General features: G+C 68.7%; 12 protein-coding genes and 1 pseudogene. 6 read left to right on the top strand and 7 right to left on the bottom strand.

Annotation, left to right across the window (positions count from 1 at the left end):
• The first annotated feature begins 3 nt into the window (after positions 1-3).
• Entirely contained in the window at positions 4-876 is an 873-nt protein-coding gene (locus R1Z03_RS11185) for a phage minor head protein (protein WP_317359682.1), read from the top strand.
• A gap of 2 nt (positions 877-878) precedes the next feature.
• The gene (locus R1Z03_RS11190) at positions 879-1,328 is read left to right on the top strand and encodes a phage virion morphogenesis protein (RefSeq protein ID WP_317359685.1); all 450 of its coding nucleotides are present in this window, start codon (positions 879-881) and stop codon (positions 1,326-1,328) included.
• 168 nt (positions 1,329-1,496) lie between these two features.
• Here R1Z03_RS11190 and R1Z03_RS11195 read toward each other — a convergent pair.
• The 7 genes and pseudogenes from R1Z03_RS11195 to bfr all read right to left on the bottom strand — a co-directional run.
• A pseudogene (locus R1Z03_RS11195) lies at positions 1,497-2,915 on the bottom strand (TonB-dependent siderophore receptor); the annotation flags it as partial.
• Positions 2,916-3,075: 160 nt separating this feature from the next.
• The gene (locus R1Z03_RS11200; RefSeq protein ID WP_317359688.1) at positions 3,076-3,792 is read right to left on the bottom strand and encodes a DUF4198 domain-containing protein; all 717 of its coding nucleotides are present in this window, start codon (positions 3,790-3,792) and stop codon (positions 3,076-3,078) included.
• A 145-nt stretch (positions 3,793-3,937) separates the two neighbouring features.
• On the bottom strand, positions 3,938-6,064 hold the full coding sequence (locus tag R1Z03_RS11205) for a TonB-dependent siderophore receptor (RefSeq protein ID WP_284395366.1): 2,127 nt from the start codon (positions 6,062-6,064) through the stop codon (positions 3,938-3,940).
• Positions 6,065-6,187: 123 nt separating this feature from the next.
• On the bottom strand, positions 6,188-6,514 hold the full coding sequence (locus R1Z03_RS11210; protein WP_284395364.1) for a DUF3325 domain-containing protein: 327 nt from the start codon (positions 6,512-6,514) through the stop codon (positions 6,188-6,190).
• Positions 6,515-6,519: 5 nt separating this feature from the next.
• Positions 6,520-8,196, bottom strand: a complete 1,677-nt coding sequence (locus tag R1Z03_RS11215) for a PepSY-associated TM helix domain-containing protein (protein ID WP_317359691.1) — start codon at positions 8,194-8,196, stop codon at positions 6,520-6,522.
• A complete protein-coding gene (locus R1Z03_RS11220) occupies positions 8,193-8,498 on the bottom strand; it encodes a DUF3649 domain-containing protein (protein ID WP_284430164.1) in 306 nt (101 codons plus the stop codon). The genes R1Z03_RS11215 and R1Z03_RS11220 overlap by 4 nt, the downstream gene beginning before the upstream one ends.
• Positions 8,499-8,886: 388 nt before the next feature.
• A complete protein-coding gene (gene bfr / locus R1Z03_RS11225; protein ID WP_092744334.1) occupies positions 8,887-9,363 on the bottom strand; it encodes a bacterioferritin in 477 nt (158 codons plus the stop codon).
• A 280-nt stretch (positions 9,364-9,643) separates the two neighbouring features.
• Between bfr and ahpC the strand changes: the two genes are divergently transcribed.
• The 4 genes from ahpC to R1Z03_RS11245 all read left to right on the top strand — a co-directional run bounded on the left by ahpC (position 9,644) and on the right by R1Z03_RS11245 (position 14,704).
• Positions 9,644-10,219: an alkyl hydroperoxide reductase subunit C gene (ahpC, locus tag R1Z03_RS11230; RefSeq protein ID WP_272551795.1), complete on the top strand. Its 576-nt coding sequence runs from the start codon at positions 9,644-9,646 to the stop codon at positions 10,217-10,219.
• A 177-nt stretch (positions 10,220-10,396) separates the two neighbouring features.
• The gene (ahpF, locus tag R1Z03_RS11235; RefSeq protein ID WP_317359697.1) at positions 10,397-11,965 is read left to right on the top strand and encodes an alkyl hydroperoxide reductase subunit F; all 1,569 of its coding nucleotides are present in this window, start codon (positions 10,397-10,399) and stop codon (positions 11,963-11,965) included.
• 311 nt (positions 11,966-12,276) lie between these two features.
• Positions 12,277-12,453: a hypothetical protein gene (locus tag R1Z03_RS11240; protein WP_284430166.1), complete on the top strand. Its 177-nt coding sequence runs from the start codon at positions 12,277-12,279 to the stop codon at positions 12,451-12,453.
• Positions 12,454-12,493: 40 nt separating this feature from the next.
• Positions 12,494-14,704 carry a phosphocholine-specific phospholipase C gene (locus R1Z03_RS11245; RefSeq protein WP_284430167.1) on the top strand — a complete coding sequence of 737 codons (2,211 nt, stop codon included), beginning with the start codon at positions 12,494-12,496 and terminating at the stop codon, positions 14,702-14,704.
• Positions 14,705-14,733 lie beyond the last annotated feature (29 nt).

The following is a 14,733-nucleotide window of genomic DNA, read 5'->3' on the forward strand; positions in this document are numbered from 1 at the left end:
CCCATGTCCGCCGCTACCGATTTCGCGCAGTTGCAGAAGCTGTCGCCGCAAGACGCCGTGGCCTGGCTCGTGGCCCGCGGCCAGCTCACCCGCACCTATGCCTGGCAGGACGTGTTCCAGGATGAGCACGGGCACCAGTTCACGGTGAGCCGGCTCACGCGGCTCGATCTGCTGCAAGCGCTCCACGACGCCATCGTGCGGTCGGTTCAGGGCGATCTGAGCCGCACCGACTGGATGCAGGACGCCGAGCAGCTGTTGCGGGATGCTGGGTGGTGGGGGACCAAGGCGGTGACCGATCCGGCGGACGGCGAGATCAAGCTGACCAAGTTCGATTCCGCCCGCCTGCGCCTGATCTTCGACACCAACACGCGCCAGGCTTACGCCACCGGCCTGTGGCAGCGCGTGGAGCGCACCAAGCGGACACACCCCTATGTGCGCTACATCACGCGCCAGGATGAGCGCGTGCGCGCCAGCCATCGCGCCTGGGACAACCTGGTGCTGCCGGTGGACGATTCGTTCTGGAGGCAGCACTGGCCGCCCAACGGCTGGCGTTGCCGCTGCCGGGTGATGTCCATGAGCCAGCGCGACTATGACAAGGGCTACACCTTGAGTCGACCCGATGCGGAGACGGACGCCAACGCCTCGATGGTGCGCAAGCCCCTGATCAAGCAGGCGCCCGATGTGGAGTTGCAGGACTACGTCAACCCGCGCACGGGCGAGGTGACCCAGGTGCCCGTGGGGGTCGATCCCGGCTTTGCGTACAACCCGGGCCAGGCGCGGCAACAGGCCCTGCAGCAGCTGGTGGCCAGCAAGCTGCAGGGCGCTGATCCTCGCTTGGCGGATGCCGCGCGGCGCGCGGGCTTCTCGGAGGGCTGAGCATGCTGACCATATCCACCGACAGCCGCGCATTCGGCGAAGACCTGCGCGCTCTGTATCGCCGGATCGGAGACCTCACGCCTGTCATGCAGGGCATCGGGATGGAACTGGAATCGCGCATCAGCGGCCGGTTCGAGACCCGGGCCGACCCGCGTGGCCAGGCGTGGGCGCCCTGGGCACCTTCCACGTTGGCCAGCTATCCGGAGGGCGGCAACAGGCGCCTGCTGGACCGTTATGGCGACATGCTGGGCAGCCTGAGCCACGAGGCGGACGCCAACAGCGTGCGCGTGGGTTTCGGCCAGCCCTACGCCGCATTCCACGAATGGGGCACCGAACACATGCCTCGGCGCGGGCTGCTGTTCGCCGATCCCGACACCGGCACGCTGGGCGATGAGGACGAAGCCGCGGTGCTGGACATCCTGTCCCTGTGGCTGGACGACTTGAGCAAGTAGCCGACGGCAGGCTCCAGCGGGCAGCAAAAAGGCGCCAATCCGGCGCCTCTTTTTTTGTTTCGCCTTGGGAAAGAGATTTGCGAAGATCAATCCCACAACATCCCGGGCGCGGACCACAAAATCCCATTTATCGCGCCTTCCTCTCTTCCTTTATCTCACTCCCGTTCACCAGCGGCCCCAGCGGATCTGGTCCTGGGCGTAAAAGCCGAGCTGGCGCTGCGTGACGTTGGGCTGGCGCACCAGCGCCGAGGCCGAGGGCGCCGTGAAGTTGCCGTACACCGGCGCGTACGCGTCGATGCCCGAGATGGTCTGGAACAACGAGGACTGGCTGGTTTCGTTGCGCTGCGCGTCCATGCCGAAGAGCAGCGTGTGCTCGGTGGCGCCGGCCTGCACCTTGCCTTCGATCTGCGTGTCCGCCAGCAGCAGGCGGCTGGAGTTGATCTGCCAGGAGGCGTCGCGCAGCAAGGTGCGGTTGTCCGCATTGAACACCGGGCGCGCCGGCCGGCCGGTAGCGCGGTTGGCGCTGAAGCTGGTGTAGATGCTGCGGTAGTCCACCTCGCTCACCGTGCGGCGCAGGTTCTGGCGCACCGTCCATTGGTCGTTCAGGCGGTGGCTGAACAGATAGCCCCAGGAGTTGTTCTCGGTGTCGAAGGCGTCCCAGCCCGGTTCGCTGATGAAGGTCGAGGTCGGGATCTGGCCGTAGGGGCTGGACAGCCGCGTGCCCTGCCAGGGAAAGAAACCGATCAGCGAGCCGCTTTGGTCTTTCTGGTGCGTGAACTGCAGCGTGAGCGAGGTGGCGGCGTTGGGCTTCCAGGTGAGCGACGGGGCGAGGATGAGGCGGTCGTCGCTCACGTGGTCGACCTGCGAGTCGCTGTCGCGGCCCACGGCCACCAGCCGGTAGAGCCACTCGCCGTCCTGGGTGAGCGGGCCGGTCATGTCGGCGGCGATCTGCTTGCGCGCGTAGTTGCCCAGCTGCACCTGCACTTCGCGCAGCGGCTCGGCCTGCGGGCGCTTGCTGGTGAGGTTGAGCACGCCGCCCACGCTGCCCTGGCCGTACAGCACGGACGAAGGGCCGCGCAGGAATTCGACGCGCTCCAGCAGGTAGGGCTCGGCTTTGGTGTTGTTGTAGGTGCCGTAGGTGCGCAGCAGGCCGTCCTGGTACTGCGTCACGCTGCCGCCGCGTGCCGTGAAGCTGTCCACCCGGCTGTCGAAGTAGTTGGAGACCATGCCGGCGGTGTAGGCCGTGGTCTGGCGCAGGGTCAGCGCGCCTTGCGCCTCCATCTGGTCGCGCGTGACCACGCTGATGGCCTGCGGGGTTTCGATGAGCGGCGTGTCGGTCTTGGTGGCCGAAAGGGCGCGCTTGGCGACGAAGCCGCTGACGGGCGCGGTGGGGCTTTCCTGATCCGCGCCGGCCTTGACGGTCACGGGGGCGAGCGTGGTTTCCGCCACGGGCGCGGCGGACTGGGCCTGGGCGGCGCTGGCGCCCAGGCCGCACAGCAGCGCGATCGCGGTGTGCAGGGCGGCGGCCAGGGGCAAGGGGCGGCAGGGCGCGCCGTGGGCATGCGGGGAAGGGAGGTGCGAGGTCATGTTGCTACTTTTTCAATAGCGCTCCTGGCAATGAATCCGCTGGCAGGAGGGCTGTTTGGTTCAAAAATGCGGCGCGCAGGGCGTCGCCGCCGTCACGGCGCGGCGGCCGTGAAAGGTCTTCGGGGACGGCGGGCCGGTCAGCGCCGGGCCGGCGCGGAGGTCAGTGCGCGGCCGGGGCGGGCAGCGGGGGCGATTCCATGCCGGCCACCTGCACGAAGGTGAGCGTCGTGAGGTAGCTGGCCTCGCCGTACTTCTCGCCTGCGTGTTCGCCGGGCTGCTTGTCGCTGTGCTTGACCTCGGCCACGTACTGGCCCTTCCAGGGCAGCTCGAAGTGCACCGTGCCTTCGGCATTCGTGGCGGCCTCGCGGGCCCAGCCCGAGGGCGATACCAGGGTCACCTGGGCCTTGGGCAGCGGCTTGCCGTTGAACACCACGCGCAGTTCGCCCGCCTTGCCGGTGGGCACCACGTCCAGCGGCGCGGTGGCGGCCACGGGCTGCGCCAGGCTGGCCACCCAGCGCGCGGCGGGGCGCCACAGCAGCGGTGGCTGGCCGGCCTTGGTGCGGTCGATCAGCGGATACGGCGCCTCGGCGAACAGCGTGTCGGCCGGCGCCGGCAGGGCGTAGGTGAACGCGGTGGCGCTGCGCTGGCCTTCGATGCGCCGGGCCTCGCCGCCGCGTGGCTGCTGCTCGAGCACCGGCACGCCCTTGAACTTGTCGAGCGCACCGGGCGACTTTTCCAGCAGGCCGTCGGCATATTCGCCGAACTGCACGCGGGCCTGGGCGCCGCTGGCCTCGATCCAGACCTGGTGGGCCTGGACGGCCGTGGCCGCCAGCGCGGACAGCACGGCGGCGGTGATGGGCTTGAGCAAGGTGGACATCGGAAAGCTCCTGTGAAACAGAGGTTGAAAAAACGTTTGCTATCAAATAAATAGCGGTATGCCCTAGAAGAACATGCGCAGGAGGCCGTTTTGATGCAAAAAGGCTTGGCGGCCGGCAGCATCGGGGCCCCGCTCGGCCGTGCGCCTAGTAGCGCGCCTTGAGCGCCACCGTCACGCGGCGCGGCTCGCCGTAGAAGTTCTGGCGGCCCAGGCTGGAGACCTTCTCGTAGTAGGTCTTGTCGAACAGGTTGTCCACGTTCAGGCTCACCGAAAGCTTGTCGTTGATCTGGTAGGCCACCTGGGCGTTGAACAGCGCGTAGTCGCCCGAGGTCAGGCGCACCGTGCCGCTTTGCGCGAAGAACTCGCTGCGGTAGCTCACGCCTCCGCCCACGCTCAGCCCCTGCAGCACCGGCCCCTTGAAGGCATAGCGGGTGGACAGGTTCACGCTGTGGCGCGGCGTGATGGGGCTGAACACCTGGCCCTGCTGCGACACGGGGGCCTGCAGGTACTTGGTGGCGGTGAAGGCGTAGCCGGCCAGCACGTCCCAGCCGGGCGCGACCTGGCCGCTCACCTCGGTCTCGAAGCCCTGCGCGCGCACCTTGCCGCCGGCCAGGGAGGCGGTGGGAACGTCCGGGTCGGCGATGGCGCGGTCCTTGTCCAGGATGCGGAAGAGGGCGAAGTGCGTCTGCAGGCGCTTGTTCAAAAACTCGCCCTTCACGCCCGCCTCGATCTGCGAGCCCGAACGCGGCGTGAGCAGGCGGCCCGCGCGGTCCAGGCTGGACTGCACCACGAAGGTCTCGGCATAGCTCGTGTAGGCCGACAGGTTTTCGTTCAGCTCGTAGATCGCGGCCACCGAGGGGATGAACTGCCGTCCAGGGTCGGCGGTGGCCGTGGTCTGGCCCGTGCTCAGCGTGCGCGTCTCGGCCTTGGCCCAGGACAGGCGCCCGCCGGCCAGCACCTTCAGGCGCTCGGCCACGCTGACCTGCGCCTGGCCGTACAGCGCGTTCTCGGTGCGCCGGGTGGCGCTCTGAAAGCCGGGCAGCGTGATGCTGGGGTAGGGCAGGTCGTACTGCGGATTGAAGATGTTGGCGGTGCGGGGCGCGCCGAAGGCGGAGTTGCCGTCCAGGCTTTCACTGGTCGTGTGGCTCACGCCCAGCAGCACGCGGTGCGTGCGGCCGGCCAGCGACAGCGGCGAGGCGATGTACAGGTCGTAGTTGCGGTCCTTCAGGTCCTGCTGGAAGTCCACCGACTGCAGCTGGTAATTGCCGTTGGCCGCCACGGCCGAGTTGGCCCGCACCGAGCGGTACAGCGATTCGCGGTGCACGTCGCGCGCCACGAACTTGACCTGCCCGCCATTGGACAGGCGGTGCTCCAGTTCCGCGAAGGTGTCGGTGTTGTCCAGGTCCTGGCGGTTGGCGGCGATGCCCGCGAACGTGGAGCGCGGCACGTCCAGCAGCCGGCCGTCGGCATACGCGGGCAGGCCCTGGTCCACCGTGGCGCGCACCTTCTGGCGCGTGTGGCCGACCGACAGTGTGGTGGACGGGGTGATGTCCAGCTCCAGCGTGCCGTAGCCCAGGGTCTTGTCGTTCTTCAGCGTGGCGACGTGGCTGTCGCGGTCGTCCTTCACCGCCACCACGCGGCCGCGCAGCGTGCCCGCGGCGTTGAGCGCGCCGGTCAGGTCCACGTCGGCGCGGCGCATGTTCCACGAGCCCGCGGACACGTTGGCGTTCAGCCCCAATGCGGACTGCGCGCGCTTGCGCACCAGGTTGATGGTGCCGCCGGGTTCGCTCGCGCCCTGCAGCAGGCCGGACGGGCCGCGCAGCACCTCGATGCGGTCGTAGATGGCGGTGTCCATCGCGGTGGCGTAGTTGGGGCCCTGCGGGATCGGCACGCCGTCCAGCAGCAGCGCGCCGATGTCGAAGCCGCGCGACTGGATGGTGTTGTAGTTGCCGGCGCCATCCAGGCGCGTCACGTTCACGCCGGTGGTCTGCTTGACGGCGTCTTCCAGCTTGGTGAGGTTCATGTCATCGAGCCGCTGGCGCGTGATCACGCTCACCGACTGCGGCGTCTCGCGCGGCGACTGCACCAGCTTGCCCACGCTGATCTCGCGGGCGATGTACTGGCCCGAGCCCTCGGTGGCCTCGCCCTGCGGGGCATCGGTCACCTTCACCTCGGGCAGGGCCACGGTGGGCGCCGCCGTCTGGGCGTGGGCGGTGGTGGCTGCGGCGAGCCATGCGGCCGCGGTGATGGCGTTCAGGGGAGGCAATCGCATGAAAGGCTTTCCGTCGATGAAAGAAACGACACGGCGTGGAGAACATGGCTTCCCGCGCGCCGGGGGGGCTGCGGGTGGCTGGAGAAACGAAATCGGGCGCGAACCCGGTCGGCGGGCCCTGGGCTAGAGCGCCAGCGCCAGCAGGGCCGCGGCACCGGCCACCAGGCCCAGCACGGGCAGGCGGCGGGGCTGCCAGGTGGCCACGGCCGTGGCGCACACGGCGGCCAGCGACAGGGCCATGGTCCACCACGTCACGCTGAGCGCGGCGGTGCTGTCGCCCGGCCACGCGGCGGCATGCACGAGCGACAACGCCAGCAGCGCCCAGCCCACGCGGCGCAGCGTGCGCAGCTGGCGCTCGCCGCCTTCGCGGTTCCAGGCGTCCTGGTGGTGGCGGTCCATGCCCAGCGCCAGGCCCGACCAGCCGGCAAAGCAGAGAAAGAATTCGAACATGGCGGTCAGGCTCCTGCGGCAGGGGTGGAGGGGGTGCTCGGGGGCGTGGCGGAGCCGGTCTCGGTGGCGGACCGGCCCTGGGCGGCGGCCGTTTTCGCCCCGCGCGCGGGGCGCAGCCGCCAGGCCATCCAGCCCAGCAGGGCGCCGGTGGCCAGGAACGACAGGTCCATGCCGGCCCACATCCATTCGCCGGCCGGCAGCGTCACGCCCAGGTGGGTGTGCGTGGTGAAGGCGTTCAACACCGGCAGCGCGGCGAACACCGCGCCCGCCAGGCCCAGCAGCACGCTCCAGCCCCAGCGGTCCGGCCGCACGATGCCGATCAACAGGGCCAGGCCCCACGCGCCGAAGAAGCACGACAGCTCGGCATCGGCGCGGCCGTCCAGGTCCAGCGGCAGCAGCCGGTTGGAGGCCAGGAACACGCCGGTGGCCAGCGGCAGGCCGCCCAGCAGGGCCACGTTGAGGCTGGCCACCAGGCGCTCGCCGCGCCGCAGCGGCGGCGCAGCGGCGCCCTTGCGCTGCGCCTGCTGGCGGCGCTTGACGCTCCACAGCACCATGCCGGTGGCGATCATCAGGCTGCCCAGCACACCGAAGCCGAACAGGCCCCAGCGCATGCCCGGCCCGGCGAAGCGCGCCAGGTGCAGGCCATAGAGCACGCGGTAGGTGCGCAGGGCGGGCGAATCGGGGTCGATCAGCGCGAGCGTCTCGCCGGTGGCGGCATCGAAGCGCATGCGGGCGGGGCCGTACTGCAGGCGGTCGCCGTCATGGCGGGTGACCTCGATCACCGCCCGGTCGCCGTCGCGGCGGGCGCTGAGCCCGCCGATGCGCGCATCGCCCCAGGTGCGGTGCGCGCTGGCCAGCACGGGTGCCAGATCGGTCAGGGGCAGCGCCGGCACGGCCTCGCCCGGCGCGCGGCGCGCGCTGCGCCCCGAGGCCGTGTCGCCCTGCATCTCGGCGAAGTAGGTCTGCGAATCCGTGCCCTTGGGGCCGGGGTAGGCCGCGGCGATGCCCGAGGGCATGTACATCGAGTGGAAGATCATCAGCCCGCTGAAGGTGATCATCAGATAGAACGGCAGCACCAGCACGCCCGAGACGTTGTGCGCGTCCAGCCACGCCCGCTGCCCGCCCTTGGTGGGCCGGAAGGTGAAGAAGTCCTTGAAGATGCGCCGGTGCGTGACCACACCGGTCAGCAGCGCGATGAACATCAGCATCGTCGCCACGCCCACCACCCAGCGGCCCTCCAGCGTCCAGCGGCCCTTTTGCGCGGTGCGCAGCTCGAAGTGGAAGCGGTAGAAGAACTCGCCGCCCATGGTGTCGCGCGTCTCGATGGCCTCGCCGGTCTGCGGGTTCATCAGCAAGGTCTTGAAGCGCCCGCCCTCCTTGCCGCGCCACAGGATGGTCACGCCGGGCTGGCGCTCGTCGGGCAGCCGCATGAACCACTGCGTCACGTCGGGCGCCTTGCGGTGCAGCGCCTGCTGCGCGCGCTCGGCCACGTCGGCGCTGGCGGGCGGCAGGGCATGCAGCTCGGGCCGCATCCACAGGTTGAACTCGGTCTTGAAAAAGCTCAGCGTGCCGGTGAAGAAGATGGCGAACAGCAGCCAGCCCAGGATCAGGCCGGACCAGGTGTGCAGCCAGGCCATGGCCTGGCGGAAACCCTCGCGCTCGGGTGCGGTCTTCGGCTTCATGCGCCCCCCAGCCAGCGCGGCGCCATCGCCAGCGCGCCCAGGGCGAGCGCCGGCAGCCCGAGGGCGGCCCAGGCGCCCCAGGCCGTGCGTGCATAGAAGGCCCAGGCCACGGCGCAGGCATAGACCAGCCACGACAGCAGCGTGGCGGTGAGCACCGCCTCCACTCGCGGCATGAACGGCATCAGGCCGAGGGTGAGGGCGGCGGTGGCGGCCGCCGCCAGCGCGTAGCCACCCAGCCCCCCCGCCAGGGCGCGGGAGGTGATTGCCAGGCGGTAGCGCCAGTCGACGCGGGCCGCCTTCATGGCAGGGCGGCGCCCACCAAAGCGATGGCGGCCGCGCAGGAATGGATGTCGGAAAAGGGGTGATCGGCCGGGGTGGCGAAACAGGCGCGCGCAGGACAGTGCAGCATCGAAAGGCTCCATGCAGGTTGGGGCGCTGGCTGCAGGCGGGGCACGGGGCCCGAGGCGGACTGACTGGCTGGCTAGGCCGGTATTCTAGGTTTCATGAGAATCGTTCGCATTCCGTTGTGTGCAATCGCAACAAACAGTGGGAACTTGGGCGCGATGGGCACGCCACCTGATGCGTGCGCGCCACACTTTGAGGGGCAGGACCGGGCCGGAAACGAAAAACCGGCCCGAAGGCCGGCTGGAGCACGGGTTACCCGGGGGCGGGTGCCGGGCAGGTGGTGCGTTATTCGATCTCGCCCATCTGCGACTGCAGGTAGTTCTGCAGCCCGACCTTGGCCAGCAGGTCGATCTGCGTTTCGAGGAAGTCGATGTGCTCTTCGGTGTCGTCGAGGATGCCCTGCAGCAGATCGCGCGAGACATAGTCGCGCACCGTTTCGCAGTGGGCGATGCCGTCCTTGATGGTGGCCTGGGCGCCGCGCTCGGAGCGCAGGTCGCATTCGAGGATCTCGGGCACGTCCTCGCCGACTTGCAGCTTGGCCAGGTCCTGCAGGTTGGGCAGGCCGTCCAGCATGAAGATGCGGTCCATGAGCTTGTCGGCATGCTTCATCTCGCCGATCGACTCTTCGTATTCCTTCTTCGCCAGCTTGTCGAAGCCCCAGTGCTTGAGCATCCGGTAGTGCAGGAAATACTGGTTGATGGCCGTGAGCTCGTTCTTGAGCTGGGCCTGCAGATGCGAAATGACCTGTGCGTCGCCTTGCATGGAGATTCTCCTTGTGTGGGTTTGGGGTGCGATTGTCATGACGCGGGCCACGTGGCGCAAGGCAATCTCCCTGCCAGGGCGGTATGGCTGCGTTTGATGCTGAGTTGTGTTCGCGTTGGGCGTCCTCAGATACAGTCGTTCGCTCCTGGCCCACGCCATCGAGTCCTTGCTTTTTATAGCCTGTGGCAATCGACTTGATGAAGTCAATTAATTGGATTGATGGCTTGGGAGCGCCTAAACTTCAGGTTTTCGTGTTCAGCCATCAACCTAGGAAACAGCAATGTCCCTGATCAATACGCAAGTCCAGCCCTTCAAGACCACCGCTTTCGTGAACCGCGACGGCAAGGGCGACTTCATTGAAGTGACCGAAGCCAACCTCAAGGGCAAGTGGTCCGTCCTGATTTTCATGCCGGCGGCCTTCACCTTCAACTGCCCCACCGAAATCGAAGACGCGGCCGACAACTATGCCGAGTTCCAGAAGGCCGGCGCCGAGGTCTACATCGTGACGACCGACACGCACTTCTCGCACAAGGTGTGGCACGAAACCTCCGACGCCGTCGGCAAGGCCAAGTTCCCCCTGGTGGGCGACCCCACGCACCAGCTGACCAACGCGTTCGGCGTGCACATTCCTGAAGAAGGCCTGGCACTGCGCGGCACGTTCGTGATCAACCCCGATGGCGTGATCAAGACCCAGGAAATCCATTCCAACGAAATCGCCCGCGACGTGTCGGAAACCCTGCGCAAGCTGAAGGCGGCCCAGTTCACCGCCGCCAACCCAGGCCAGGTCTGCCCCGCCAAGTGGAAGGAAGGCGCCAAGACGCTGACGCCTTCCCTGGATCTGGTCGGCAAGATCTAAGCCCCTCGGCCTCCCGCAGGAGCGGGGCGCCTCGGGCGCCCCTGGCCGGACAGCAGCATGGCGTGCGCGCCATGCCGTCCGGCTTTTTTTCGCCCGCTCATCCTCGATTTCTCCGCTCCGTGCCCGGCACTGGCCGCACCGCCCAACGACACAACTCGAATCGCAAAGGACACCACCATGCTCGACGACCAACTCAAAACCCAACTTTCGGCTTACCTGGAGCGCGTGACGCAACCGTTCGAGATCGTGGCGTCCCTGGACGGCAGCGAGGTGTCCACCCAGACCCGCGAACTGCTGGAAACCATCCAGGGCCTGCGCAGCGACAAGATCACCCTGCGCACCGACGGCAACGACGCGCGCAAGCCCTCGTTCACCCTGCAGCGCGCCGGCACGCAGACCCACCTGCGCTTCGCCGGCCTGCCGCTGGGCCATGAATTCACGTCGCTCGTGCTGGCCCTGCTGTGGACCGGCGGCCATCCCCCGAAGGTCGAGCAGGACGTGATCGAGCAGATCCAGGCCATCGATGGCGACTTCGAGTTCGACGTCTACATGAGCCTGACCTGCCACAACTGCCCGGACGTGGTGCAGGCGCTGTCGCTGATGGCCATCTTCAACCCGCGCATCAAGACCACGGTGATCGAGGGTGGCGCCTTCCAGCAGGAAGTGACCGACCGTGAAATCATGGCGGTGCCCATGGTGTTCATGAACGGCCAGGTATTCGGCTCGGGCCGCATGACCGTGGAAGAGATCGTGGGCAAGCTGGACACCGGCGCGGCGGCGCGCGATGCGGCCAAGCTCTCGGCCAAGGAGGCCTTCGACGTGCTGGTGGTCGGCGGTGGCCCGGCCGGCGCCGCGGCCGCCGTGTATGCCGCCCGCAAGGGCATCCGCACCGGCGTGGCCGCGGAGCGCTTCGGTGGCCAGGTCAACGACACGCTGGACATCGAGAACTACATCTCGATCAGCAAGACGGACGGCCCTCGATTCGCCGCGGCGCTGGAGCAGCACGTGCGCGACTACGAGGTGGACCTGATGAACCTGCAGCGCGCCAAGGCCTTGAAGCCCGCCGCGGCGGAAGGCGGCCTGATCGAGGTCGAGCTGGAAAACGGCGGCACCTTGCGCTCGCGCACGGTCATCCTCTCGACCGGTGCGCGGTGGCGCAACATGAACGTGCCTGGCGAAGACCAGTACCGCACCAAGGGCGTGACCTACTGCCCCCACTGCGACGGCCCGCTGTTCAAGGGCAAGCGCGTGGCGGTGATCGGCGGCGGCAACTCCGGCGTGGAGGCGGCCATCGACCTGTCCGGCGTGGTGGCGCACGTCACGCTGCTGGAGTTCGCGGCCGATCTGAAGGCCGACGCCGTGCTGCAGCGCAAGCTGCGCAGCCTGCCCAACGTGACCGTCATCACCCAGGCGCAGACGACCGAGGTGCTGGGCGACGGCAACCGCGTGACGGGCCTGGCCTACCAGGACCGCGTGAGCGGCGAAGCGAAGCAACTGGCGCTGGAAGGCATCTTCGTGCAGATCGGCCTGTTGCCCAACACCCAGTGGCTGCAGGGCACGGTGGAGCTGTCGAAGTTCGGCGAAATCGTGGTGGACTCGCATGGCCGCACCAACGTGCCGGGCGTGTTCGCCGCGGGCGACGTGACCACGGTGCCGTACAAGCAGATCATCATCGCGGCGGGTGAGGGCGCCAAGGCGGCCCTGGGCGCATTCGACCACCTGATCCGCACCACCGCACCGGCGTGATCGCAGGCGCCCGGGCGCCTGGTGGATGACGGGGCGCCACGGGCGCCCCGCTCCTTCTTTTCTGTCTTTTCAAAGCACAAGGCGGCCTTCGGGGCCGCCTTGTGCTTTTTGCCGTTCTGCCGTGCGCGGGGGAGGGGCGCCCCTGCCCCTGGAAGGCCACTGCCGTCATGGCGCTGACACGGTGCGGGCGGATCATTCGGGTTGCAGATTATTGCGTTTATGCACTTTTCTGCAACTGCAAGGCGGTCGCCCCGAAGTTCGGTCTTTGGCCCAGTCCGCCGCTTGATCCACTCGACCCGCGAGACCTTTCCATGACCTTGATCCCTGCAGCCCCCCGATCGCGCCCCCGCTGGGCGCGGCCGTTTTTCTTGTTCCTGGCCGGTTCGGCGATGGCGTTGGCCCTGGCGGGCTGCGGCGGCAGTGGGGGAGGCGGCACCTCCGCCGATGCCCCCGGCGCCGAAAAGACCCAGCTGCGCTGCGCCCCTTGATCGCGCACGCCTTCCCCGTCGAACCCACGCAGAGCACACCATGACCATCGATTCCCGGAAACGCAAGTTCCTCCAGGCCGCAGCCGGCACCACCGCGTCCGCCGCGGCGCTGAGCCTGTTCCCGCCCAGCATCCGCCGGGCTCTGGCCATTCCGGCCAACCACCGCACCGGCACGATCCAGGACGTGGAGCACGTCGTGATCGTCATGCAGGAAAACCGCTCCTTCGACCACTACTTCGGCACCTTGCCCGGCGTGCGCGGTTTCGGCGACCGCTTCACCATCCCCGTGGCCGGCGGCCGCAGCGTGTGGCAGCAACTGGACAAGAACGGCGCGCCCGTGCTGCCCTACCACTTGGACCAGAAGGCCGGCAATGCCCAGCGCGTGAGCGGCACGCCCCACAGCTGGGTCGACGCGCGCAACGCCTGGGACCGTGGCCGCATGCAGGAGTGGGCGCGCTACAAGCAGCCCCAGTCCATGGGCTACTACACGCAGCAGGAGGCCCCGTTCCAGTTCGCCCTGGCCGAAGCCTTCACGGTGTGCGATGCGTACTTCTGCTCGCTGCACGGCGGCACCAATTCCAACCGGCTGTTCCACTGGACCGGCACCAACGGCGCCACGGGTCCCTCCGGCCGGGTGGTGGTGAACAACGCCCTGGACGAGCTCGACTCGGACACCGACATCCGCACCGGCGGCTACGACTGGACCACCTACCCCGAGCGCCTGCAAAAGGCCGGCGTCTCGTGGATGGTCTACCAGAACATGCCCGACAACTTCACCGACAACCCGCTCTTCGGCTTTCCGCAGTACCGCCAGGCCAACCTCGCCTCGGGCAAGCCGGTCTACCATGACCGCGACGTCAACCCCGCCTACGACCCCGCGAGCGACAACACCGGCAACCCGCTCTACAAGGGCATTGCCAACACCATGCCGGACGGCGGCTTTCTCGGCACCTTCCGCAAAGCGGTGCTCGACGGCTCGCTGCCGCAGGTGTCGTGGGTCATCCCGCCCGCCACGTACTCTGAACACCCGGGCCCTTCCAGCCCGGTGCAGGGCGGCTGGTACGTGCAGGAGGTGCTCGATGCCCTCACGGCCAATCCCGACGTGTGGAGCAAGACCGTGCTGCTCATCAACTTCGACGAGAACGACGGCTACTTCGACCACCTGCCGCCGCCGTGCGCGCCGTCGCTGGATGCCAGCGGCGGCAAGATCGGCAAGTCCACGCTGAGCGACCGGGACATGGCCTACGAGTACTACACGCACACCCCGGTCCCCGGCACCGGCATGCCGCCGCCCGATGGCGACTGCTACGGCCCCGGGCCGCGCGTGCCGATGTGGGTGATCTCCCCGTGGAGCCGCGGCGGCTGGGTGAATTCGCAGAACTTCGACCACACCTCCGTGCTGCGCTTTCTCGAAGCCCGCTTCGGCGTGCAGGAGCCGCAGATCAGCCCCTACCGCCGCGCGGTGTTCGGCGACCTCACCACGGCCTTCAACTTCGCCACGCCCAACGACGGGCCGCTCGCCACGCTCGCCGGCCGCCGCACGCGGGACGATGCCGACGCCCTGCGCGCCGCGCAAGGGGCGCTGCCGCAGATCGCCGTGCCCACGCCGCAGGCCCTGCCGCAGCAGGCCGTGCAGGCCCGGCCCTCGCGCGCGCTGCCGTACGAGCTGCACACCAGCGCCCGGGCGGAGCCGGCCGCGGGCACGGTGCAACTGCTGTTCTCGAACACCGGCACCAGCGCGGCCGTCTTCCACGTCTACGACCGGCTGCACCTGGACCGCGCCCCGCGCCGCTACGTGGTGGAGGCGGGCAAGCAGCTCGACGACCGCTGGAATGCCGGCACGGACGATGCGGGCGCCTACGACCTGTGGGTGCTGGGGCCGAACGGGTTCCACCGCAGCTTCGCGGGCCAGCTCGGCGCGCTGCGCGCGCCCGGCGTGCCCCAGCCCGAAGTGCGGGTGTGCTACGACATCGCCAACGGCAACGTGCACCTGACCTTGATGAACGCGGGCGCTGCGGAAGCCGTGCTGCGCGTGCAGGCCCTGGCCTACCGCCAGGACGGCCCCTGGACCGCCACGGTGGCGCCGGGCCAGGCGCAGGACCTGCAGTGGGACCTGGGCGGCAGCGCCCGCTGGTACGACTTCCAGGTCACGTGCAGCGCGCTGCCAGGGTTCGTCCGCCGCTTTGCCGGGCGGGTGGAGACGGGCCGCGACGGCTTCAGCGATCCCGCCATGGGGCAGGGCGGCCGTTGATCGCCAAGGAAGGGGCCTGCCCGCGCCGC

The organism is Acidovorax sp. BLS4 (assembly GCF_032929295.1).
Lineage (GTDB): Bacteria > Pseudomonadota > Gammaproteobacteria > Burkholderiales > Burkholderiaceae_C > Paracidovorax.